The sequence below is a fragment of the Paraburkholderia sp. Tr-20389 genome (assembly GCF_017104565.1).
Lineage (GTDB): Bacteria > Pseudomonadota > Gammaproteobacteria > Burkholderiales > Burkholderiaceae > Paraburkholderia.
Window position 1 is genome coordinate 1 of record NZ_JAAGPD010000080.1, and the last position, 22,185, is coordinate 22,185.

The 22,185-nt window shown below is 63.0% G+C and carries 18 protein-coding genes; 7 read left to right on the forward strand and 11 right to left on the reverse strand.

Annotated elements, in window-relative coordinates; all coding sequences use genetic code 11:
• Window positions 1-201 precede the first annotated feature (201 nt).
• Complete coding sequence (locus G3N95_RS38985) at window positions 202-489, reverse strand: hypothetical protein (protein ID WP_205975404.1); 288 nt, start codon at window positions 487-489, stop codon at window positions 202-204.
• Window positions 490-583: 94 nt separating this feature from the next.
• Complete coding sequence (locus tag G3N95_RS38990; RefSeq protein ID WP_205975405.1) at window positions 584-1,339, reverse strand: Mut7-C ubiquitin/RNAse domain-containing protein; 756 nt, start codon at window positions 1,337-1,339, stop codon at window positions 584-586.
• 101 nt (window positions 1,340-1,440) lie between these two features.
• Here G3N95_RS38990 and G3N95_RS38995 point away from each other — a divergent pair, with 101 nt between their 5' ends.
• On the forward strand, window positions 1,441-2,310 hold the full coding sequence (locus G3N95_RS38995; RefSeq protein WP_205975406.1) for an NAD(P)-dependent oxidoreductase: 870 nt from the start codon (window positions 1,441-1,443) through the stop codon (window positions 2,308-2,310).
• 135 nt (window positions 2,311-2,445) lie between these two features.
• A complete protein-coding gene (locus G3N95_RS39000) occupies window positions 2,446-3,102 on the forward strand; it encodes a LysE family translocator (protein WP_205975407.1) in 657 nt (218 codons plus the stop codon).
• A 239-nt stretch (window positions 3,103-3,341) separates the two neighbouring features.
• On the opposite strand, the gene G3N95_RS39005 is transcribed toward G3N95_RS39000, so the two are convergent.
• From G3N95_RS39005 to G3N95_RS39030, 6 genes are all read right to left on the reverse strand, one after another.
• Window positions 3,342-4,187 carry an OmpW family protein gene (locus G3N95_RS39005; protein ID WP_205975408.1) on the reverse strand — a complete coding sequence of 282 codons (846 nt, stop codon included), beginning with the start codon at window positions 4,185-4,187 and terminating at the stop codon, window positions 3,342-3,344.
• A gap of 173 nt (window positions 4,188-4,360) precedes the next feature.
• On the reverse strand, window positions 4,361-5,608 hold the full coding sequence (locus G3N95_RS39010) for a DUF2957 domain-containing protein (protein WP_205975409.1): 1,248 nt from the start codon (window positions 5,606-5,608) through the stop codon (window positions 4,361-4,363).
• Window positions 5,609-5,741: 133 nt separating this feature from the next.
• The gene (locus G3N95_RS39015; RefSeq protein WP_205975410.1) at window positions 5,742-7,130 is read right to left on the reverse strand and encodes a DUF2957 domain-containing protein; all 1,389 of its coding nucleotides are present in this window, start codon (window positions 7,128-7,130) and stop codon (window positions 5,742-5,744) included.
• 543 nt (window positions 7,131-7,673) lie between these two features.
• A complete protein-coding gene (gene argC / locus G3N95_RS39020; RefSeq protein ID WP_205975411.1) occupies window positions 7,674-8,621 on the reverse strand; it encodes an N-acetyl-gamma-glutamyl-phosphate reductase in 948 nt (315 codons plus the stop codon).
• A 171-nt stretch (window positions 8,622-8,792) separates the two neighbouring features.
• Window positions 8,793-9,368 carry a flavodoxin family protein gene (locus G3N95_RS39025; protein ID WP_205975412.1) on the reverse strand — a complete coding sequence of 192 codons (576 nt, stop codon included), beginning with the start codon at window positions 9,366-9,368 and terminating at the stop codon, window positions 8,793-8,795.
• Between the two features lie 110 nt (window positions 9,369-9,478).
• On the reverse strand, window positions 9,479-10,096 hold the full coding sequence (locus tag G3N95_RS39030) for a YbhB/YbcL family Raf kinase inhibitor-like protein (protein WP_205975413.1): 618 nt from the start codon (window positions 10,094-10,096) through the stop codon (window positions 9,479-9,481).
• Between the two features lie 265 nt (window positions 10,097-10,361).
• Between G3N95_RS39030 and G3N95_RS39035 the strand changes: the two genes are divergently transcribed.
• Window positions 10,362-11,069 carry a response regulator transcription factor gene (locus tag G3N95_RS39035; protein WP_205975414.1) on the forward strand — a complete coding sequence of 236 codons (708 nt, stop codon included), beginning with the start codon at window positions 10,362-10,364 and terminating at the stop codon, window positions 11,067-11,069.
• 138 nt (window positions 11,070-11,207) lie between these two features.
• Here the strand turns inward: G3N95_RS39035 and G3N95_RS39040 are convergent, their stop codons facing one another.
• Window positions 11,208-11,894: an orotate phosphoribosyltransferase gene (locus G3N95_RS39040; RefSeq protein WP_035991642.1), complete on the reverse strand. Its 687-nt coding sequence runs from the start codon at window positions 11,892-11,894 to the stop codon at window positions 11,208-11,210.
• A 344-nt stretch (window positions 11,895-12,238) separates the two neighbouring features.
• On the opposite strand from G3N95_RS39040, the gene G3N95_RS39045 reads away from it, so the two are divergent.
• Both G3N95_RS39045 and G3N95_RS39050 read left to right on the forward strand, forming a co-directional pair.
• Window positions 12,239-13,471, forward strand: coding sequence for an MFS transporter (locus G3N95_RS39045; RefSeq protein ID WP_205975415.1), 1,233 nt, complete (start codon window positions 12,239-12,241; stop codon window positions 13,469-13,471).
• A 296-nt stretch (window positions 13,472-13,767) separates the two neighbouring features.
• On the forward strand, window positions 13,768-16,053 hold the full coding sequence (locus G3N95_RS39050; RefSeq protein ID WP_205975416.1) for an NADP-dependent malic enzyme: 2,286 nt from the start codon (window positions 13,768-13,770) through the stop codon (window positions 16,051-16,053).
• 73 nt (window positions 16,054-16,126) lie between these two features.
• Here the strand turns inward: G3N95_RS39050 and G3N95_RS39055 are convergent, their stop codons facing one another.
• Window positions 16,127-19,732 (reverse strand): indolepyruvate ferredoxin oxidoreductase family protein, encoded by a 3,606-nt coding sequence (locus G3N95_RS39055; protein WP_205975417.1) that lies wholly within the window; start codon window positions 19,730-19,732, stop codon window positions 16,127-16,129.
• Between the two features lie 345 nt (window positions 19,733-20,077).
• On the opposite strand from G3N95_RS39055, the gene G3N95_RS39060 reads away from it, so the two are divergent.
• Window positions 20,078-20,266, forward strand: a complete 189-nt coding sequence (locus G3N95_RS39060) for a hypothetical protein (RefSeq protein ID WP_205975418.1) — start codon at window positions 20,078-20,080, stop codon at window positions 20,264-20,266.
• A gap of 124 nt (window positions 20,267-20,390) precedes the next feature.
• On the opposite strand, the gene hppD is transcribed toward G3N95_RS39060, so the two are convergent.
• Window positions 20,391-21,488, reverse strand: a complete 1,098-nt coding sequence (gene hppD, locus G3N95_RS39065) for a 4-hydroxyphenylpyruvate dioxygenase (protein ID WP_205975419.1) — start codon at window positions 21,486-21,488, stop codon at window positions 20,391-20,393.
• 153 nt (window positions 21,489-21,641) lie between these two features.
• On the opposite strand from hppD, the gene G3N95_RS39070 reads away from it, so the two are divergent.
• Window positions 21,642-22,157: an Lrp/AsnC family transcriptional regulator gene (locus G3N95_RS39070; RefSeq protein ID WP_205975420.1), complete on the forward strand. Its 516-nt coding sequence runs from the start codon at window positions 21,642-21,644 to the stop codon at window positions 22,155-22,157.
• Window positions 22,158-22,185: the final 28 nt, after the last annotated feature.

Genomic DNA, 22,185 nt, shown 5'->3' on the forward strand with positions numbered 1-22,185 from the left:
CATGGTTCGACCGACTAGGCCTACCCCGTCTCTCCTGACCTCAACTTCCCGAACCGCCCGGTGCGGACCCGCATGCCGGGTGGTGTGGCAGGGGCGTAGCCTGTTGGCTACCCCCTATGCCGATCTGGCGCACCGGTTTCGCGTCGGTCTTCCGGGCCTGGCAGACGATAGCGACGCGACGAGCGACGCATGAGGCGCGGCTCAGGCGCTCGCTGCGAGCCCGTTGACGAGCAGCTCGGCGATCAGCCCGTTCATACCTTCCGGATGCGTCGCAGCGCGCTCCTTCAACTGCTCGACGAGTTTCTCCGGCAGCTTGCACGCGAACGGTACGAGGCCTTTCGCCTGATCGAGCTTGCGCTGCTCGCGGCGGTCGAGTTGTGGCTGTTGCGACGACGCCTTGCCGAAGCGGTCAGCGGAGAGCGCCTGTTTCATGTCGTTGCCGAGTTTCAGCGCCTTGTTTTTCTCAAGGTCGAATTTCTTCATTGCCATGCGGAAAACCTCAAACGGGTAAGCAATCCAACATTGTACGCATCGCGCGGTGCGTGAATGATGGATATCGAAAGACGCCGCCCGTGCGTTCAGCCTACTTCGCGGGCGCCGCCTCGCCCGTCACGCTGTCCATCAGCGCGCGCATGCGCCGCCAGTGCGAGCCTTCCCAGAAGACGCGCCGGCACACGTCGCAGGTGACGAATTGCGAGTGCCGTTCGAGCACGCCATCGGGGGCGCGGCCGAGCGCTTCGTCCTTCGCGATGCGCCGCAGCGGCACGTTGCAGCTGAGGCACAGGCGAAACGGCTGCGCGCTGCGCGCCAGATCGAGCCGGTCGAACATTTCGCGCAACTGCGCCTCGGGCTTCAGCGCGCGCACGTAGCAGCCGTGAGTGATCGTGCGGCGTTTCAGCAGCTCGCGGTCGCGGGTGAGTACGATGCGGTCTTCATCGGATGCAATCGATTCGATATGCGAATCCGCGTAGTGATTGTCGTAAAGTGTGTCGAAGCCCGCGAGCCGCAGCAGTTGCGCGAGCCCGCCGAGATGCGCGTCGGCAACGAAACGCACCACCCGCAGCGGCCGCTCGCGCACGCGCAGAAGGGGCTGGATGTCGAGCGCCTCGAACTTCGGATAGACGGCAACGCGATCGCCTTCCTGCAACTGATGCTCGAAACCGACCGATTCGCCGTTCACGAGGATGAGTTCGACTTCCGTATGCGGCACGCCGAGCGCCTCGATCATATGTTTGGCCGAGGCGGCGCGCGCGCACTCGCAAGTGAACGATTGCCGGCGCAGCGGCCGCGCCAGGAAGTCGTTCAATTCCTCGTAGAAGCGGAAAGTCGCGGTGACCATGACGCCAGTATCGCACCGCCAGAAGCGCCGCGCCGATGGGCAAATACCTGCACGACGTGCGCGGCTGTGCTCTACTTCGGGTTCTTCAACAGGAGCTATTGATGGACATCGGTTTTATCGGTCTCGGCGAAATGGGCGCGGCGATGGTCGCAAACATGTTGAAAGCCGGGCATAGCGTGCGCGTCTGGAACCGCTCGGCGGAGAAGGCACAGCCGCTCGTCGGGCTGGGCGCACAGGTGGTCGGTTCGCCTGCGGAAGCCTTCACGGGCGATGCCGTCTTCTCGATGCTCGCGGACGATGCCGCGCTGCGCGATGTCATCAGTGCGTCGCTGCTCGAGCATGCACCGCGCGGGCTGATTCACGTGAACATGGCGACGATCTCGGTATCGCTCGCCGAAGAGCTGGCGACTGCGCATGCCAGCCGAGGCGTGCACTACGTGGCGGCGCCCGTGATGGGCCGGCCCGACGTCGCCGCCGCGGCGAAGCTGACGATCGTCGCCGCCGGTCCCGCCGAGGCGATCGACCGCGTTCAACCGGTATTCGATTCGATCGGCCAGAAGACGTGGCGCATCGGCTCGCTGCCGCAGCAGGCGAACGTCGTGAAGCTGGCGGCGAATTTCATGCTGGCAGCCGCCGTCGAATCGCTCGGCGAGGCGTCGGCGCTGCTCGGCGGTCATGGCGTCGCGATGCAGGATTTTCTCGACGTGATCACGAACAGCGTGTTTCCTGGCCCCGTTTATCAGGGCTACGGCAAGATGATCGCGGAACAGCGCTACGAGCCGGCGCTCTTCAAGGCGCGTCTAGGTCTGAAGGACGTGCGTCTCGCGCTGGCGGCCGCCGATCTGGTTTCGACGCCGCTGCCGGTGGCGAGCGTCGTGCGTGACAGCCTGATCGAAGCCGTCGCTCACGGCGACGGTGAGAAGGATTTCGCGGTGCTGGGCCAGGTCGCATCGCGTCGCGCGGGGCGCTGACGCATTGCCGGTTGGTTGATTGCCGATGCTTGCGGTCATTTGCATCGGCGGACGGTGCGAACCGGCGTCAGAACGGGCGGGACGGGCATAATGTCCGTCCCGCCCGTTTTCCTTTTTCAGCGAGCAATACGCATCATGAGTCTGCATACCTGGTGGCTTTACGTGGCCACGATTTTCGTCGTTTGCGCAATTCCCGGCCCGAACATGCTGTTGATGATGACGCATGGCGCGCGCTACGGCATGCGTCAAACCACGGCCACGATGGCAGGCTGCCTGATGTCGCTGATGCTGATGCTCGCCGTCTCCGTCGCAGGCCTCGGCGTGTTGCTGAAAGCATGGCCGACGATGTTCAACGCGTTGCGCCTGCTCGGCGCGGCGTATCTGATCTGGCTCGGCGTGAAGGCGTGGCGCGCGCCCGTGAGCGAAGCTGCGGCGGCGCAGGTCGACGCATCCTCAGCCGGCGCAGGCGAGGCGGGCGGCAAGCGCGCCCCGTCGCGCGGCGCACTGATGCGCAATGGGTTTCTCGTCGGCGGCAGCAATCCGAAGGCCATTCTGTTTTCGGCCGCGCTGTTGCCGCAATTCATCGACGCGGCACGCCCGACGCTCCCGCAATTCGCGATTCTCGTCGCCACGACGGCGGTGATGGAAGTGAGCTGGTACGTCGTGTACGCGGCCTGCGGCACGCAGATCGGCGCGAAGCTGAAGAGCAGCAGTGTCGCGAAGGCGTTCAACCGGCTGACGGGCGGCGTGTTCGTCGGTTTCGGCGCGATGATGGCGCTAGTGCGGCACTGATCGGGGCGCGTCGAGCAGCGTTTTATGATGCGAAGCACAAAAATGCACCTGAGCGGTGCGGTGCGACGTTTTGTCACCCTTATGTAACCTAGAGCCGACGCTCTAACGCGGAATGTTGCGATGCACCAAGCGATTTGCTATAGTTCGCCTTGTCTCCTCCATGTCTCCTCTGATATGGATTCAGCCCGCCACCTTGGCGGGCTTTTTTTTCGCCCGGTTTCTGCCAGCCGGTCGCGCGCTCAGAATTTGTACGAGACCGCGAGATACGTGATGATCGGATTGGCCTTCAGCTCGGCCTTCGATACCCCCAGTTCCGTGCCGTCCGCCGCCTTGATGATCACCGACGAAGTCGTCTTCAGTGGAATGTAGGTGACGGAGGCGGTGATGCCCCAGTGATCGGTGACGTTGTAGATCGCGCCCGCATTGAACACGGGCGCCCACGACGACGACGCCTTCGCTTCCACCGTGGTCTTCCCCGGTTTGCCCGCGCCCGCGGCGAGAATCGCGCCGAGGTTGTCCTGCGTCGACGTGACGAAGTTATTGTTCAGTTGAATGTCGCTGAACCAGTTGTACGACACGCCGATGCCGAGAAACGGCCGGAACTTCGCCGTCGCCGACGCGAAGTAATACTGGAAGATCAGCGCCGGACTCCATTGCCGCACGCTTTTGACGATCGGATTGACGGCCGGGTCGCCGATATCCTGCTTGCCGAGCGCGCCCGCCGGGCCGGGCGGCTGGATCGTGCCGTGGCCGTAGATCTCGAACTTCGGCGGAATGCCCGCCACCGACGTCACGGCGAAATGGTCCGTGACGAAGTGCGAGAACACGAGACCGGCCGTGTCGGCGTTGTTGGTCGACAGGCTCGTGCCCTGCGAGGTGAACGAACTCGGCAGGCGCAGCGGCGTGTTGATCGGCACGGGCGCGACATGCGTGGTGAGCGGCGTGCTCGAATCCTGTGGCATGACGTGAAACCAGCCGAGCGTGACGAGGTTGTCGCCCGCTTTCTGTGCGTACGCGTCCAGCGACGCAAAGGACAACGCGGCGGCCAATGCAGCGGCCCAAGCCGCGATCACGTGCTTTCTCATTCTGTTCCTCCTGAGCGGGCGGCCTGCCTTGCGGACGACGGCGTTATCGATGCCGTCTGTCCCGCGTTGTCCGCTCCCCTGCGCGCGGGCAGGGGAGCGGCCGGGCGGCGGTCGCCTCGTTGCGTTCTAAGCGGTGGACGTCGAGGTGAACTTCGCGATGAACCTTGCGCCCGTCACTGGACGAAGGCGCCGATCGTGAAGTACGGCGACGACGCGTTCGACAGATCCAGGAAGCCGAACACGCCGCCCGTGAAGATGAACTTGCCCGTCGGCGCGCTGCCTGCGGCCGCACTCGTGTACGTCGATGTCACGACGCCGGGCACGCTCTGCGTGAAGTCGAGATTCAGCGCCTTGGTGAGCGACGCCTGCGACGGATTGAACGGATCGAGCAGCGTCGCCTGCGTGCCGACGAGCGCGTTGGTGCGGTAGTCGAACTCGCTGTCGACGCCGATGTACTCGCCGTTCTGCGAGTTGACCGCGATGTTCGACTGCGGCGCGAGAATCGAGATACCCGATTCGTCGTCGGCGACGGGAAGGCTCACGCCGTTCTGCGAATTCGTGGCCAGCGACGAGGTCGCGTAGCCCGTGCGGATGAGGATCGGCACGTTCTGGTTGCGCAGCTTGCCGACGATCATGAAGCCCTTGCCGGCCGGCGACGACGCCTGCGTCGGCTTGCCCTGGCCCTGGAAGTTGTCGGTTTCGAACGCGCCGCTGCCGTCCGACGACTGAACCCAGTTCGTGCCCGGCTGCTGGCACTTGCCTGCGTTGACGCCCGCGTTGTCGCATTCCGTCCAGGTGCCGTCGGCGTTGATCGTGATCTTCGTATCGACGACCGTCGGCGCGAAGTTCTGCGACGGAATCTGGTGATAGCCGAGCTGGTTGTAGGTGCCGACGATGTTGGCCAGATTGGTCTCGATCGTCGAGAAGCCTATGAACGGGTAGTACGGAAATTTCGTGTCGGGCACCTTGCCTTGGCCGAGCACGCCGTCGAACGAGATCTCGGCGCCCGGAATCGTGCCGCCCGCGACGCCTTCGCCGACGAAAATGCGCGCCGGCCGGTTCGGATCGAGACTCGCGCCGTTCAGGCGGAACGCGCACTGGTTGAGCTTGTTGGTGGGCAGCAGGGTTTCCTGAGTCAGCGTGCCCGAAGCCGTCTGGCCTTTGCGCGTCGGCTCGACGGTGCCCGTCGTGGCGGGAATCGGCGACTCGACATAGCTGACCTGCCAGGTCATCTTCGTCGTATCGAGTTGCAGCTTCACGAGTTCGCCGTCACCGCCACCGCCCGTGAAGGTCGTGCCGTAGTCGAGCGAGGCGGGACACAGGCGCGCTTCCACAGGCGGCGCGCCTTCGCTGCCCGCGCCGCCGCACGCGCCGAGCAAGGGCGCTGCAAAGGCCAGCGCCAAAAGGATCTTCCAGTTCATTGTGCCTCCAGTCTTGTTATGGGCGGCCAGCTCCCAGTCCAGCCGCCTCTCGGTCTTGTGATCTAGCGATGCTGCCGACCTGCCTCGATGGCCGCCTGTTCTGCACGGCCTGTTCTGCGGATGGGGATGCCGCCTACTTGCTGATCTGCGCGCCGACGCTGAAGTACGGCGAATTGACGGTGTCGGCGTTGGCGGAACTCGGCGCGACGCCGCCGTTCTCCGTGCCGTTGATGAAGATCGCGTACAGGCCGCCTGCGGCGATCGCGAGGCCCGGATTGCCCTGCGCGTCGGCGACCGTGACGAGACCGTCGCTGCTCTGGCCGTACTGGAGTGCGAAGCCGCTCTCGGCTGCCTGCGTGGTCGGATTGATGAAGCTGCCGAGGCCGCCCGAGATCAGCGATGCGGTGTACCGGAAGTTCGAGTCGGCGCCGACGTAGCCGCCGTTGAAGCCGCCCGATGCGAGCGGCGTCGCGCTGGCGAGCATCGCGATGCCGGATTCGTCGTCGATTGCCGGGGTTCCGGTGTTCACGTTGCCCGTCCGCACGACGACAGGCACGGTCGCGCCGTTGAGCTGGCCGAGAATCATGTGAGTCCTGGCCGACTTGCCCGTCGTAACGAGGCCGCCGATCCTGTACTGCGCCTCGATCTGAGGCGCCGTCGTGCTGTCGAAGTAGCCGTTGGCGTTCAGCGTGTACGCATCGCCGGTGGTCAGGCATCCCGTCGAGCTGGGCGAACTCGGCGAGGCGGTCGACGTCGCAGGGTTGGTCGGCGCGGTGCACGCACCGTTCGCATCGAAAGTTTCGATCGTGTTGATGGCCCGTGCGGCGAACTGTGCCGTCGGCTGGATGTGATAGAGCAAGCCGTTGTACGTGCCGGCGAGTTTCGACAGATCGGTCGACGTGCTGGCGAATCCGAGGAACGGGTAGAAGTCGAAGGTGCGCGAGTTGACCGAGCCGATGCCGAGCGGGCCTGAGTACGAAATCGTCGCGCCGGGAATCCCGCCGCCCGCGACGCCCTTGCCGACGAACACGATGGGCGGATTAGTCGACGAAAACGGCGTCGTGTAGGTCGAGCCCGTCGACGGCGCCGTGCCCGACGCGGGCGTCAGCATGAACGCACAGCGCGTTTGTTCGGCGTTGGGCAGCATGCCGGTGGGCGGGTGCATCACCGCGCCCGTCACGGTCGTGTTCGCACGTGTGTTGTCGACGTTGCCCGCCGCCACGGGAACCGGCGAGTCGAAGAACTTCAGCGTGTACGTCATCTTCACGGCGTCGATGTTCAGCGACACCACTTCGCCGCTGCCCGCGCCGCCGAGATACGTGCTCGCGCCGATGTCGGCGTTGGCGGGGCAGAGCGTGCTGGTGTCGGCCGTTTGCGACGGCGGCCCTTGCACGCCGCAGTTCGAGCCCGAGCATTGGTTGGTCTGGATCGAACCGGGATCGCCTGCTTTTCCTCCACTGCAGGCGATCAGAAACGGCACGCTGGCAATAGCACATGCCAGCCCTTTTGAAATGGCGTCCATGCTGCTGTCTCCCTGTGTCGACTTGAGCCGGCGTTTTCACGTCTGACTCCCGTCTCATTCGATTTATGGCAAGGCATCTGATTTGCGAGCTAATTTCGCCGCGCGATTTAAAACTGTCAATTGAACGAACCGTCTAAAAAGACCGATTCAAACAGCGCGTTTTTCGCGGAAAGTCGCATGGCGCTTCGAGGCGCGTGTTTTAAAACAAAACAGCTTTTTGGTGCGTCGGACGGATTTCGTTGCGTTCTCGTCTGGCCTTGATGGGTGGGCGATTCGGCAAAAATGCATCTATCATCTTCGAACGTTCGTTCGCTAAAAAATCGGGAATATCCCTATGCGGTAATAGATGCCTTTAAACTGAAAAGGGAGGCATTAAATACCTGCCCTCAGGAGTGCTCGAAATAGTGGGAAAATTGAAAGGCGTTATCGCGTGTTTAATAAGCGGTTTTAAATCGCGGATCGATAAGCCAAAAAAGAAAAAGCCGGCGTTTGAATGCCGGCTTTGTGATACGCGGGACGGCGCGAGCCGTCTAGAGGATGGGTTTAGCGCGTGAGGCCCGCGGCTTCGTCCGCACCGATCGCGAGGTTCATACACTGGATCGCTGCGCCCGACGCACCCTTGCCGAGGTTGTCGAGCCGCGCGACTGTCACGAAGCGCTCTTCGTTGCCGAACACGAACAGGTCGACGCGGTTCGTGTCGTTGTTCGCTTGCACGTCGAAGAAGCCGCTATCGAGGTTGTCGTCGGCGTTGAACGGCGCGACGCGCACGAACTGCTCGCCGCTGTAGTACTCGGCGAAGAGGGCCTGCACATCTTGCGGCGTGGTCGGCTTGGCCAGCTGGCTGGGCGTGAAATACGTCGTGACGGCGAGGCCCTTGTAGAAGCTGCCGACGATCGGCGTGAAGATCGGCGCGCTCTTGAGGCCCGTGTGCGCGGCCATTTCCGGCAGATGCTTGTGCGTGAGGCCTAGCGCGTACGGACGCGGGCTGTCGAGCTTGGCGTTGCCGCCCGCTTCGTAGTCCGCGATCATCTTCTTGCCGCCGCCGCTGTAGCCGGTGATCGAGTAGCTGTGCGCTGCGAAATCGGCCGGCACGACGCCCGCTTCGACGAGCGGGCGCATGGCCAGCACGAAGGCCGACGCGTGGCAGCCCGGCACGGCGATGCGTTTGGCCGTGCGCAGGCGCTCCCGCTGTGCGCGGGCCAGTTCGGGCAGGCCGTAAGCCCAGTCGGCGCTGGTGCGGAAGGCCGTGCTCGCGTCGATCAGCACCGTGCGGTCGTTCTCGACGAGCGACGCCGATTCGCGCGATGCGACGTCCGGCAGGCACAGGAACGTGACGTCGGACGCGTTGATGAGACGACGGCGCTCGTCGATATCCTTGCGCTTCGCTTCTTCGATGCGGAGGATTTCAACGTCTGCGCGCTGCGACAGGTATTCGAAGATCTTCAGGCCGGTCGTGCCTTCCTGTCCGTCGACAAAAACTTTCGTGCTCATCTCAATCTCGCTGGCTGATAAAACGGCGGTAAAACGGGGCGTCAAGCGCGCCGGAACGTTATTTTAAGACCGTGAGGCGGCGTGTGCGCGGAATCGGGAGAAAAACACGTTGCGCCGCAACAGTGACAGCGGCATGACAGGCGCGGTACCCGGCCGCCGTGCCGGGCGCATTCACACCGGCTGTCCGGCCTTCCAGCGCGCCGTCACGGCGGCGATGCGAGCGCCGAACACCTTCGCCGTGTCGAGGTCGCCGGGCGGCGGGGCTTCGTCGGGGGAGGCGTCGGCGGGCGACTGTGACAGCAGTCCCGCGAAGCCGCCGACGTAGTTCAGGTCGTTGCGCGTCGCCGCCTTCGTATTGGCGGGCATGATGCCGAGTCCAGCCCAGATCATGCTGTGCTGCATCGCGAGCGTGATCAGGTACTGGATCGTCGAAAACTTGTCGCCGTTCATCGTCGCCGAATTGGTGAAGCCCGCAGCGATCTTGTCTTTCCACTTCTGTCCCATCCACGGCTTCGAGCTTGCGTCGGCGAACTTCTTGAAGTCGGCGGATGGGCCGCCCATGTAAGTCGGCGCGCCGAAGATGATGGCGTCGGCCGTGTCCAGTTCGGCCCAGAGGGCATCGTCCAGTTCGCCGACCGCGACGAGTTTCGCATCGGCGCCGCCGTCGAGCGTGCCCGCGAGCACCGCTTCGGCAAGCTTTTTCGTGTGACCGTAGCCGCTGTGATACACGATGATGATTTTGGACATCGACAGCTCCATCGTTGCAAAGATTGTCGTAAGTCTAACGAGCGAACCGTGCGGCTGGTTTCAGACGCATCGAGAAGACGCCGCACTTCTCTTAAGTCGACTGCCGAAGACTAGCGGCCGTACGTGACGATCATGCGTGCGTAGCCGAGCGTCGCCGTGCTGATCTCATGATCGAACATCAACGACGGCCGCCCTTGCGCGAGCCTGAGATTGGACGTATTCAGCGCGTACACGGTGATCACATATCGATGCGGCTTGCCGGGCGGCGGACAGGGGCCGCCATAGCCGTCGAAGTCGAAGTCGTTGCGCGCCTCGACGGCGCCGAGTTTCCCAAGAAAGCCGGATGCGCTGGCGTTCTCCGGCAGGCGGTCGACGGTCGCGGGAATACCGGTGACGGCCCAATGCCACCAGCCGCGTCCGGGCGCATCGGGATCGAACATCGTGACCGCGAAGCTGCGCGTGCCGTCAGGCGGGTTGTGCCAGCTGAGTTGCGGCGAACGGTTCTGCCCTTTGCAGTCGTAGCGGTCGAGCACCTGCGCGTTGTCGACGGTGGCGCCTGCGCGAAGGTTGGCGCTCGTGACGGTGAACGCGGTGTCTGCATGGGCCACCGATGCGTAAAGCGAGAACAGGACAGCAACGAGCGAAGCGGCGCGCATCGATGCGAAATTCAGAAACGGCAGGAACGAACGTAACGAAGCGGGCGGAACGACCGGGCAACACAAGCGCATGTGCCGAATCTCCTGTCAGGCTCGCAAAGAATTGTCTTTACGAGGGATTGTTGTCCTTTTTAGTGCCCAAGCGACGAATCGAGTCTAACATTACATCTTGTGAAGCCATTTGTGCTCGATGAGGGGCCGGTACGGCGCGAAATCGGCTATAGTCGCTGCAGTCGTCCGCAGTTGTAAGCAAGCAGACAAGTCCGAGAAATTTAGAACTAAGAACGGTTGCATGACTGAAGTTTCGGAGCGTGGATTGTCAGTTGAAGGAAGGGCCATGCAAGATCCCATCAGGGTCGTGGTCGCCGATGACCATCCAGTAATTCTCTTTGGCGCAGAACAGGCGTTGCTGAAGTTCCAGGGCATACGCGTGGTCGCGCGCGCAAAGCAGTCCACCGAGCTGGTGAAGATATTGCAGACGACGCCGTGTGATGTGCTCGTCACCGACCTCGCGATGCCAGGTGGACAATACGGCGACGGCTTACCGTTGATCGGCTATCTGCGTCGGAATTTTCCCGACTTGCCTATAGTCGTCCTGACGATGCTCGAAAATGCTGCGCTGTTGAAGCGTCTTAGCGAGCTTGGCGTGATCTCGGTCGTCAACAAATCGGACGATCTGAGTCATATCGGTCTTGCAGTGCAGCACGTCAGCCGGCACATCGAATACATGAGTCCTTCGGTGAAGACGGCGCTTGATACGTTGCGCATGAACACCGGCGGAAAGAACGACGAAGTAATTCTGTCGAAACGTGAACTTGAGGTCGTCCGGCTCTTTGTGTCCGGCATGACGATCAAGGAAATTTCCGAACAGCTGAATCGCAGCATTAAGACGATCAGTACGCAAAAAAATACTGCGATGCGCAAACTCGGACTCGAACGGGACTCCGAACTATTTCAGTACGCGCAGAGTAATGGCTTGATGAACCTGTCGTCATATGCGCCGGGTGCGGCGGATACGGGCGCCGGACCGACGGAAGGTTCTTAGGCGTCGGCTGAGAAGTTGACCGTCAAACTCTCAAATCTGAAAGCGCATATCCAATAAAAAACGCCGCCTGTCGTAGAGACAGGCGGCGTTTTTGTATGCCGACCGGCTGCGTGCGAGACGCGCCGGTGCTGGCAGCGCTTATTGCGGGGCCGCCGTCGCGCCGCCGTGCGCTGCCGACCACTCGGCCGGTGCGTGCAGGAATTTCTCTACTTCGTCGAGCGTCTTCGTTTCGAAGTAGCCCTGTTGCTTTGCGACGCGCAGCACGTCCCACCACGTGGCGAGCGCGTGCAGGTCGACGTCGATGTCCTTCAGCACGGACACGCTTTCCTTGAAGATGTTGTAGTGGAACAGCACGAAGCAGTGATTCACCTGTGCGCCCGCGGTGCGCAGCGCGTTGATGAAGTTGATCTTGCTGCGGCTGTCGGTGGTCAGGTCTTCGACCAGCAGGACGCGCTGGCCCTCCGTCAGCAGACCTTCGATCTGCGCGTTACGGCCGAAACCCTTCGGCTTCTTGCGCACGTATTGCATCGGCACCATCAGGCGGTCCGACAGCCATGCGGCGAACGGAATGCCTGCCGTTTCACCGCCGGCGACGGCGTCGATCTGCTCATAGCCGACGTCGCGCAGGATCGTCGCTTCCGCCATTTCCATCAGGCCGCGGCGCACGCGCGGATACGAAATCAGCTTGCGGCAGTCGATATATACCGGGCTCGCCCAGCCGGAAGTGAAGATGTACGGTTTTTCCGCGTTGAAATGCACTGCCTGGACTTCCAGCAGCATTTTGGCGGTCGTGTCGGAGATCGTCTGGCGATCGAAGCCTGTCATGGGCGAATCCTTCGGTGTGGTGAGCTGGGAGGCGGGCGCGCGGCCCGATGGCGCAGCAGGCGTAACGTTTCGCGCCCTGGTGGGCGAAACATGCCGGACGAGTTGAGAAACCGGCCGGTTTGCTGCGCGCGTAGCCCGCGATTTTACCCGATTCGGACTGTTCCCAGGGCGGAAGGCGGCGAAACAGAGTAAGCGCAGCGGACAGTCGGCCTGACGGTCGTCCATCCGGCCTATGACTTTGGGCCCGGTTGTGACGTCCATCGCCCGCCTTTACACTCACGCCAAATTTCCATGGAAGGCCGCACGGACGGCCTTCCGCCCATGTCCGCATCAGGTTGCCGCCCATGAATATCGCTTCGCCTTCGAACCCAGCCGCCCAGCCCACCCGTCCCGGCTATGCCGCGCGGGCGCTGATCGCGTCGGTGCTCGGCTATGCGATGGACGGCTTCGACCTGCTGATTCTCGGCTTCATGCTGCCCGCCATCGCCGCCGACCTGCACCTTTCGTCGACGCAAGCCGGATCGCTAGTCACGTGGACGCTGGTCGGCGCGGTCGCGGGCGGTTTGATTTTCGGCGTGTTGAGCGACTATTTCGGGCGCGTACGCATGCTCACGTGGACGATTCTGATCTTCGCGGTCTTCACTGGATTGTGCGCGCTGGCTCAAGGCTATGGCGATCTGCTCGCGTACCGGACCATCGCCGGGATCGGCCTCGGCGGCGAGTTCGGTATCGGCATGACGCTGGTCGCAGAGGCGTGGCCGGCGGCGCAACGGGCGCGGGTGTCGTCGTATGTGGGGTTGGGCTGGCAACTCGGCGTGCTGGCGGCGGCGCTGCTCACGCCGCTACTGTTGCCTGTGATCGGCTGGCGCGGCATGTTCGCGCTCGGGCTGCTGCCTGCCGTCGTGTCGTTTTTCGTACGGCGGCGCGTCGAAGAGCCGGCGCTTTTCACCGAACGGGCCGCGCGCGGCACGCCCAAGGCGCCGCTCAGGCTGCTCGTCGCCGATGCCCGCACCACGCGCGCCAGCGCCGGCGTGGCGATTCTCTGTTCGGTGCAGAACTTCGGCTACTACGGCCTGATGATCTGGCTACCCACCTACCTGTCGAAAACCTTCGGCTACTCGCTGACGCGCTCCGGTCTCTGGACGGCCGTCACGGTGCTCGGCATGGCGGCCGGTATCTGGCTGTTCGGCATCGCGGCGGACCGCTTCGGCCGCAAGCCGGCATTTCTGTTCTATCAGGCGGGTGCCGTGGTGATGGTGTTCGTCTATTCGCAATTGGGCACGCCGGTCGCGCTGCTGATCGGCGGCGCGGTGATGGGCATGTTCGTGAACGGCATGATCGGCGGCTATGGCGCGCTGATCTCCGAGCTGTATCCGACCGAGGCCCGCGCGACGGCGCAAAACGTGCTGTTCAACATCGGCCGTGCGGTCGGCGGTTTCGGGCCTGTCGCAGTCGGCGCGCTGGCCGCGCAATTTTCGTTTGCGACGGCGCTCGGCGTGCTCGCATCGATCTACGTGCTCGACATCCTCGCGACGCTCTTTCTGATCCCCGAACGCCGCGGCGCAGCGCTCGAATAGCGCTCGCCACGGCTCGACGACGAGCCGGGTGGAAGTGCTTTCATGTCGCGGCGCAGCAAGACTGGCGCGGCTCCGGCTTATCCATTCGGTACAAAACCTGCCCCCGAAGTGACTCATCCGGGGTGTACACTAATCGACCCGAAAAAGCTCAGCGCCGCCTGCTTTCCGCTGAGGTTTGACGCCGCGCCTAACCGGCGCCCGCGAGAATCGCCGCCGTCGAGCATCCCGTCGACATTGGCCAGCGCAGCACGTGACATTGAGCCGGGCCCAATTATTAACGTCTCGCAGGTTAAAAAATGGACGAACAACTGAAGCAAAGCGCTCTCGCATATCACCAGAATCCGAAGCCCGGCAAGATTTCGGTTACGCCGACCAAGCCGCTTTCGAACCAGCTGGACCTGTCGCTGGCGTATTCGCCGGGCGTCGCGGCCGCGTGCATGGCCATTTACGACGAACCGCTCGACGCGCAGAAGTACACCTCGCGCGGCAACCTGGTCGGCGTGATCACGAACGGCACGGCCGTGCTGGGCCTCGGCAACATCGGGCCGCTCGCCGCGAAGCCGGTGATGGAAGGCAAGGGCTGTCTCTTCAAGAAGTTCGCCGGCATCGACGTGTTCGATATCGAGCTGAGCGAGTCGGATCCCGACAAGCTCGTCGAGGCGATCGCGATGCTGGAGCCGACGCTCGGCGGCATCAACCTCGAAGACATCAAGGCGCCCGAATGCTTCTACATTGAGAAGAAGCTGCGCGAGCGCATGAAGATCCCCGTTTTCCACGACGACCAGCACGGCACGGCGATCATCGCGTCGGCGGCGATTCTCAACGGCCTGAAAGTGGTCGGCAAGAAGCTGGAAGAGATCAAGCTGGTTTGCTCGGGCGCGGGCGCGGCGGCCATCGCGTGTCTGGATCTGCTCGTGCATCTGGGCCTGAAGAAGTCGAACACGCTGGTGGTCGATTCGAAGGGCGTGATCTACGAAGGCCGCGGCAATCTGGATGCGTCGAAAGAGCGCTATCAGTCGAGCACCGACGCGCGCACTCTCGGCGATGCGATGCACGGCTGCGACGTGTTCCTCGGCTGTTCGAGCGCGGGCGTGCTGAAGCCGGAAATGGTCACGACCATGGCGGACAAGCCGCTGATCCTGGCACTCGCGAACCCCGAGCCGGAAATCCGCCCGGAAGAAGCGAAGAAGGTGCGTCCGGACGCCATCATCGCGACGGGCCGTTCGGACTATCCGAACCAGGTCAACAACGTACTGTGCTTTCCGTTCATCTTCCGCGGCGCGCTGGACGTCGGCGCGACGACGATCACGGAAGAAATGAAGCTCGCGTGCGTGCGCGCGATCGCCGAACTCGCGGAAGAAACCGATCAGGGCGATGAAGTCGCGAAGGCATACGAAGGGCACTCGCTGGAATTCGGCCCGGACTACCTGATTCCGAAGCCTTTCGATCCGCGCCTGATCATCAAGATCGCGCCTGCCGTCGCGCAAGCCGCGATGGATTCCGGCGTCGCCACGCGTCCGATCCAGGACATGGACGCGTATCGCGAGCAGCTCGGCGCGACCGTCTACCGCACGGGCATGGTGATGCGTCCCGTGTTCGCGGCGGCGAAGGCGCAACCGGCGCGCATCGTGTTCGCGGAAGGTGAAGACGAGCGCGTGCTGCGCGCGGCGCAATTCGTGCTGCTCGAGAAGATCGCCAAGCCGATCCTCGTCGGCCGTCCGAGCGTGATCGAGATGCGTCTGAAGAAGATGGGTTCGAAGCTCAAGTGCGGTGAGGACGTCGAGATCGTCAATCCGGAAGACGATCCGCGTTATCAGAAGAGCTGGCAGGCGTATCACGAGATCGGCGCGCGCGAAGGTGTGACGCCGGAAGTCGCGAAAGCCGCGATGCGCAAGTTCAACACGCTGATCGGCGCGATTCTCGTGCATCTCGGCGACGCGGACGGCATGATCTGCGGTCTGATCGATACGTATCACGAGCATCTGAAGTTCGTCGAGCAGGTGCTGGGCAAGGCCGCGAACGTCGACAACTTCGCTGCGATGAACCTGCTGATGCTGCCGGGCCGCAACCTGTTCATCAGCGACACGTACGTGAACGAAGTGCCGACGGCCGAACAGCTCGCCGACATGACGGTTCTCGCCGCGCGCGAGATCGAAAAATTCGGCATCGTGCCGAAGGTCGCGCTGCTGTCGAACTCGAACTTCGGCAGCATTCCGTCTTCGTCGTCGGCACGCATGGCGCAGGCACGCAAGCTGATCGCCGAGCGCGCGCCGCATCTCGAAGTGGACGGCGAAATGCACGGCGACGCGGCGCTGTCGGAAGCGGTGCGCAAGGCCGCCTTCCCCGGCACGACGCTGACGGGTGAAGCGAACCTGCTGATCATGCCGAACGTCGAAGCGGCGAACATCACGTACAACCTGCTGAAGATGATCGGCGGCGAAGGCGTGACGGTCGGTCCGTTCCTGCTCGGCGCGGCGAAGCCGGTGCATATTCTGACGCCGGCCGCGACCGTGCGCCGGATCATCAACATGACGGCTGTCGCTTCGGCGAACGCCAGCGTGGATCGCCAGGCCGCGAAGTAAGCGCGCTTCTGGCTCGATGAAGTGAAAAAGGGCACCGCGAGGTGCCCTTTTCCTTTGCTACAGCGAACGATGCCTACGCCACGTGCCGCTCGGCGCCACCCTCGGGCGCGCGCCACTTCGCGAGCAACGCTGCCCACTTCGCCCGCACGCCCTTCAGGTTGTTGTCCTTCACGTGACCGTAGCCGCGAATGCCGTCCGGCAGATTCGCGAGTTCGACGGCAAGCGCGCGCTTCTCTGACGTCAATCCGCCGATCAGCTCACGCACCAGCACTTCATACTCGACGATCAACGCGCGTTCGGTGCGGCGCTCTTCGGTCTTGCCGAACACGTCGAGCGCCGTGCCGCGCAGGAACTTCATCTTCGCGAGCACATGCATCGCGTTGAGCATCCACGGGCCGTATTGCTTTTTCACCAGATGGCCGTGCGTGTCCGTCGTCGCGGTGGCGGGCGGCGCGAGGTGGAACTTCAGCTTCCAGTCGCCTTCGAAATTCGCCTTGAGCTTCTCGATGAACGCCGGATCCGAATAGAGACGCGCAACCTCGTACTCGTCCTTGTACGCCATCAGCTTGTGCAGACTCTTGGCGACGGCTTCCGTCAGCGGCATCTGGCCGTCGGCGGCATCGAGCTTCGATTCGGCAGCGCGCACTTCGTCGACCAGCTTGCGATAGCGCGTCGCGTACGCCGCGTTCTGGTATGCGACGAGATACTGCGCGCGTTTGTCGATCAGCGTGTCGAGCGCTTTCGGCGTGTGCAGCGAGACGATCTTGCTGCCCGCGGCGCTCGCCGTGTTGCCGTCGTCGAGTCGATCTTGCAGGTTCGCGAGCTTGCGTACGGCAGCAAGATCGTGCGCCGCGCGACGGCCCCATTCGAAGGCTGCGCGATTCTTCTCGACCTGCACCGCGTTTAGTTCGATCGCGCGAATCAGCGACTCGTGCGTCAGCGGCAGCCAGCCTTTCTGCCAGGCGTAACCAAGCACGAACGGATTCGTATAGATCGCGTCGCCGAGCAACGCGACGGCAAAATGGTTCGCGTCGACGGCAGAGACACTGTCGTCGCCCGCCGCCGCGCGCACGTCTGCGTCGGCGCTCGCACCGGGGAAGCGCCAGTTCGGGTTCTTGATGAACTCGGCTGTCGGCGTGGGCGCGCTGTTCAGCACGACATGCGTGCGGCCGCTTTGCATCCGCGACACGCATTCGTCGCTGGCCGTCACGATCGAATCGCAGCCGATCACGAGATTCGCTTCGCCCATCGCGATGCGCGTCGCGTGGATGTCGGCGGGCTGGTTCGCGATCTGCACGTGGCTCATCACGGCGCCGCCCTTTTGCGCGAGACCCGTCACGTCGAGCACGGTGACGCCTTTGCTTTCGAGGTGCGCGGCCATGCCGAGCAAAGCGCCGATCGTCACGACACCCGTGCCGCCGACGCCCGTCACCAGCACGCCATACGGTTGGGCAATCGCCGGAATCTCGGGATCGGGCACGGGCGGCATCGCATCGCTCGCGACGCCTGACGCCTTCGGCTTGCGCAACTGGCCGCCTTCGACGGTCACGAAGCTCGGGCAGAAGCCCTTCAGGCACGAGTAGTCCTTGTTGCAGGTCGACTGGTTGATCTGCCGTTTCGTACCGTACTCGGTTTCGAGCGGCTCGACGGACAGACAGTTCGACTGCACGGAGCAATCGCCGCAGCCTTCGCAGACCGCCTCGTTGATCACGACGCGCTTCGCGGGATCGGGATACGCGCCGCGTTTGCGGCGGCGGCGCTTCTCGGTTGCGCAGGTCTGGTCGTAGATCAGGATCGTCGTGCCCTCGATCTCGCGCAGTTCGCGCTGCACGTCGTCGAGTTTGTCGCGATGGTGAATGTCGATGCCCGGCGCGAGGCCGACGTCCGCGTCGTACTTTTCTGGCTCGTCGGTGACGATCACGATCTTCTTCGCGCCTTCGGCGGCGAGCTGATGCGTGATCTGCGGCACGGTCAGCGTGCCGTCGACAGGCTGGCCGCCCGTCATCGCGACGGCGTCGTTATAGAGAATCTTGTAGGTGATGTTGGCCTTCGACGCGATCGCCGCGCGAATCGCCAGCAGGCCCGAGTGGAAGTACGTGCCGTCGCCGAGATTGGCGAACACGTGCTTGTCGTTCGTGAACGGCGCCTGGCCGACCCACGCGACGCCTTCGCCGCCCATCTGGCTGAACGTGCTCGTGCTGCGGTCCATCCACACGGTCATGTAGTGGCAGCCGATGCCTGCCATCGCGCGCGAGCCTTCGGGCACGTTCGTCGACGTGTTGTGCGGACAGCCCGAGCAGAACCACGGCTTGCGCTCGATCGCGACTTTGGGTCGCGCGAGCGCCTTTTCCTTCGCTTCGATCACCGCGATACGCGCGGCGATGCGGGCGCGCACGTCGGAAGGCAGGTCGAACTTGTCGAGCCGGGTCGCGATCGCCTTGGCGATCAGCGCGGGGGACAACTCGTAGTGCGCGGGCAGCAGCCAGTTTCCCATCGGCACCGACCATTCGCCGCCTGCACCATCCTTTTCGTCGAACTTGCCAAACACGCGCGGCCGCTGCGCATCGGGCCAGTTGTATAGCTCTTCCTTGATCGCGTATTCGAGAATCTGCCGCTTCTCTTCGACCACGAGAATTTCCTGCAACCCGCGCGCGAACGCCTGCGCGCCTTGCGCTTCGAGCGGCCACACGCAGCCGACCTTGTACAGGCGAATGCCGATGCGCGAGCAGGTCTCGTCATCGAGGCCGAGATCGGTCAGCGCCTGACGCACGTCCAGATACGCCTTGCCGCCCGTGATGATGCCGAAACGCGCGTGCGGCGAATCGATTTCGACGCGGTCGAGCTTGTTCGCACGCACATAGGCGAGCCCCGCGTACCACTTGTAGTCGAGTAGCCGCGCTTCCTGCACGAGCGGCGGATCGGGCCAGCGGATGTTGAGGCCGCCTTCGGGCATCGCGAAATCGGAGGGCAGAATAATCTGTGTGCGGTGCGGATCGATATCGACGGAAGCCGACGATTCGACCACGTCGGTCACGCACTTCATCGCGACCCACAGGCCGGAGTAGCGGCTCATCGCCCAGCCATGCAGGCCGAAGTCGAGATATTCCTGGACGTTCGACGGAAACAGCACGGGCAGGCCGCAGGCCTTGAACAGGTGTTCGGACTGATGCGCGAGCGTCGACGATTTCGCCGCGTGGTCGTCGCCGGCGAGTACGAGCACGCCGCCGTGACGCGACGAGCCGGCCGAGTTGCCGTGCTTGAACACGTCGCCCGAACGGTCGACGCCGGGGCCTTTGCCGTACCACATCGAGAACACGCCGTCGTATTTGGCGCTCGGATAGAGGTTGACCTGCTGCGAGCCCCAGACGGCCGTGGCGGCGAGGTCTTCGTTGACGCCAGGCTGGAAGACGACCTGGTGCGCGGCGAGATGCTTCTTCGCTTTCCACAACGACAGGTCGAGACCGCCGAGCGGCGAGCCGCGATAGCCCGAGATGAACCCGGCTGTATTGAGCCCGGCGGCCCGGTCGCGTTCCTGTTGCAGCATCGGCAGGCGGACCAGCGCCTGGATGCCGCTCATGTACGCGCGGCCGCGTTCGAGCGTGTATTTGTCGTCGAGCGTGACGGAACTCAACGCGGCTTCGAGCGAGGCTCGCTGGCCAGCGTCTAGCGGGGCATTCATTATGTGTACTCCTCCACCCAGTCTGGGATCACCAAAAACTGATTGGCCTCGGCATCTTGTGGATGCTTCGGCCGGGGTCGCCATGTTGACGGCTTTTTTGCGATGGTAGCACTGGTAAAAACCCGCCGCCTATCGTCGAAAACACCACAATGCGAGATGGAACACGGTGGAAAATGTCATCCCGATGACGTCATGCGAACTTTTTCGTGTGTGGCTGTTACAGGGTGTAAAAGCATGAAACAGCCGGAACCGCTCTTGAAATGACGGTCTAAACTCCCCACTTGCATGAATCGCAACGTTCCGCATGCTGCGGAGCTTCGCTGTGCAGTCGAAAAAGGAGTACGCATGAACACAAAACACATTCAGACCTTCCTGATGGTCTCGGCAGCATTTTTCGCGATGAGCGCACCGATGCGCCCGAACAGCGCCAACGCGCTCGCGAATGCTGTCACGCGCACGACGCAGGTCGCCGCGACGACGGTCGCGGTGAATCAGCGGCGCTCGTCCGAAGATGACACGGAGCAGCGTGGCTGACGCGCTCGGGTCTGTGTAACCGATGAGAGCGGGCTCAGAGAGAAGCGCTCTTCCTGAACACAAAAGGCGAGGATCGAAATCGATCCTCGCCTTTTTTTGTAGGGCCTAGACGCTCGAGCGCGCGTTAAGCCTTGTCCTGCACGACACCGCGACGAATCTGATCCAGTTCGATCGATTCGAACAGCGCCTTGAAGTTGCCTTCGCCGAATCCCTGATTGCCCTTGCGCTGGATGATCTCGAAGAAGATCGGTCCGATCTGGTTCTCGGTGAAGATCTGCAGCAACAGGTCTTCGCGTGCGCCGTCGATCAGGATCTTGCGCTTGCGCAGTTCGTCCAGCGGTTCGCCGTGGTTGGGCACGCGGCGGTCGACGAGTTCGTAGTACGTGTCGATCGTGTCGAGCAGCGTGATCTTCGAGTTGCGCAGGCCGTCGACCGTCCGGTAGATGTCGTTCGAGCCGAGCGCGATGTGCTGGATGCCTTCGCCGTGGTACGCGTCGAGATATTCCTGAATCTGGCCTGCCGTTTCCGAGCCTTCCTCGTTGATCGGAATGCGGATCTTGCCGCAGGGCGACGTCATCGCCTTCGACTTCACGCCCGTCACCTTGCCTTCGATATCGAAGTAGCGCACTTCGCGGAAATTGAACAGGCGCTCGTAGAACTCCGCCCATTCCTGCATGCGGCCGCGATGGACGTTGTGTGTGAGATGGTCGATATAGGTGAGGCCGTGTCCGGCCGGGTTCGGGTTCGCGCCCGGGATCGGCTCGAAGTCGACGTCATAAATGCTGATGTCGCCGATGCTGTTCGGCGTCGCGCCATTCTTCCCGCGCCAGCGGTCGACGAAATAGATCAGCGAATCGCCGATGCCCTTGATTGCCGGAATGTTCAGCTCCATCGGGCCCGTCTTGTTGTCGAAGCCCCACGCGCCGAGATCGAGCGCGCGTTTGTAGGCTTTCGCCGCGTCCTGCACGCGGAACGCGATCGCGCAGATCGACGGACCGTGCAGGCGGGCAAAACGTTGCGCGAACGAATCCGGCTCGGCGTTGACGATGAAGTTGATGTCGCCCTGGCGGTACAGCGTCACGTCCTTGTGACGATGCTTCGCGATCGCTGTGAAGCCCATCTGCTCGAACAGTTTGCCGAGCGCGACGGGGTCCGGCGCGGTGTATTCGATGAATTCGAAGCCGTCGGTGCCGACGGGATTCTCCCAGGTAGAAACCTTCATGTCTGTCTCCTGAATGGCGGGGTCCGCTTCGCGTTGCGCGATTCGATGAAGAACAGTGTAGTTGCCGGTTCAGGAAGAAAACTTGCGAAGTTAATCGCCCGGCACTAGGCTTCAGCTATTTTCTTGCGTCTGGCAACTTTTGACTGGCAGAACATGGCTGAAATCGAGATAGATGCAATCGACCGGCGCATTCTCGCGATCCTTCAGGAAAGTGGGCGGCTGTCGAATCAGGAAATTGCCGAGCGGGTGAATCTGTCGCCGAGTCCGTGCTTGCGGCGTATCCGCCGCCTGGAGGAAATCGGCGTGATCCGCGGTTATGTCGCGCTGCTCGATTCGCAGATGCTCGGACTCGATTTGCTCGCCTACGTGAACGTGCGGCTCGAAAAGCGCGGCGGCCCCGCGCTTAGTGCGCGCGCCGACGGCACGCCGGGGAGGGCGGGCGCGACTCACTCGGAACTGTTCCGCGTAGCCGTGCAGGGCTGGCCGGAAGTGGTCGCATGCTACGCGATGACGGGTGATATGGACTATCTGCTGCGTGTACAGGTGCGCGACATGGCGCATTTCTCGCGCTTCGTGCAGGACCAGTTGCTGCGGCATCCGTCGGTGATCGACGTGAAGTCGAGCTTTTCGCTGGAGAAGTTCAAGGAGACGACGGCGTTGCCGCTTTGACAGGCGGCGCGCGTCGGGGCAAATGAAA

Excerpts from the sequence above, each read along its gene's own strand:
- G3N95_RS39015 (WP_205975410.1), bottom strand. The coding sequence starts at position 7,130 with ATGGACGCCATTTCAAAAGGGCTGGCATGTGCTATTGCCAGCGTGCCG.
- G3N95_RS39025 (WP_205975412.1), bottom strand. The coding sequence starts at position 9,368 with ATGTCCAAAATCATCATCGTGTATCACAGCGGCTACGGTCACACGAAA.
- G3N95_RS38990 (WP_205975405.1), bottom strand. The coding sequence starts at position 1,339 with ATGGTCACCGCGACTTTCCGCTTCTACGAGGAATTGAACGACTTCCTG.
- G3N95_RS39000 (WP_205975407.1), top strand. The coding sequence starts at position 2,446 with ATGAGTCTGCATACCTGGTGGCTTTACGTGGCCACGATTTTCGTCGTT.
- G3N95_RS39040 (WP_035991642.1), bottom strand. The coding sequence starts at position 11,894 with ATGACAGGCTTCGATCGCCAGACGATCTCCGACACGACCGCCAAAATG.
- G3N95_RS39055 (WP_205975417.1), bottom strand. The coding sequence starts at position 19,732 with ATGAATGCCCCGCTAGACGCTGGCCAGCGAGCCTCGCTCGAAGCCGCG.
- G3N95_RS39030 (WP_205975413.1), bottom strand. The coding sequence starts at position 10,096 with ATGCGCTTGTGTTGCCCGGTCGTTCCGCCCGCTTCGTTACGTTCGTTC.
- G3N95_RS38985 (WP_205975404.1), bottom strand. The coding sequence starts at position 489 with ATGGCAATGAAGAAATTCGACCTTGAGAAAAACAAGGCGCTGAAACTC.
- G3N95_RS39070 (WP_205975420.1), top strand. The coding sequence starts at position 21,642 with ATGGCTGAAATCGAGATAGATGCAATCGACCGGCGCATTCTCGCGATC.
- argC (WP_205975411.1), bottom strand. The coding sequence starts at position 8,621 with ATGAGCACGAAAGTTTTTGTCGACGGACAGGAAGGCACGACCGGCCTG.
- G3N95_RS39005 (WP_205975408.1), bottom strand. The coding sequence starts at position 4,187 with ATGAGAAAGCACGTGATCGCGGCTTGGGCCGCTGCATTGGCCGCCGCG.
- G3N95_RS39035 (WP_205975414.1), top strand. The coding sequence starts at position 10,362 with ATGCAAGATCCCATCAGGGTCGTGGTCGCCGATGACCATCCAGTAATT.
- G3N95_RS39050 (WP_205975416.1), top strand. The coding sequence starts at position 13,768 with ATGGACGAACAACTGAAGCAAAGCGCTCTCGCATATCACCAGAATCCG.
- hppD (WP_205975419.1), bottom strand. The coding sequence starts at position 21,488 with ATGAAGGTTTCTACCTGGGAGAATCCCGTCGGCACCGACGGCTTCGAA.
- G3N95_RS39045 (WP_205975415.1), top strand. The coding sequence starts at position 12,239 with ATGAATATCGCTTCGCCTTCGAACCCAGCCGCCCAGCCCACCCGTCCC.
- G3N95_RS38995 (WP_205975406.1), top strand. The coding sequence starts at position 1,441 with ATGGACATCGGTTTTATCGGTCTCGGCGAAATGGGCGCGGCGATGGTC.
- G3N95_RS39010 (WP_205975409.1), bottom strand. The coding sequence starts at position 5,608 with ATGAACTGGAAGATCCTTTTGGCGCTGGCCTTTGCAGCGCCCTTGCTC.
- G3N95_RS39060 (WP_205975418.1), top strand. The coding sequence starts at position 20,078 with ATGAACACAAAACACATTCAGACCTTCCTGATGGTCTCGGCAGCATTT.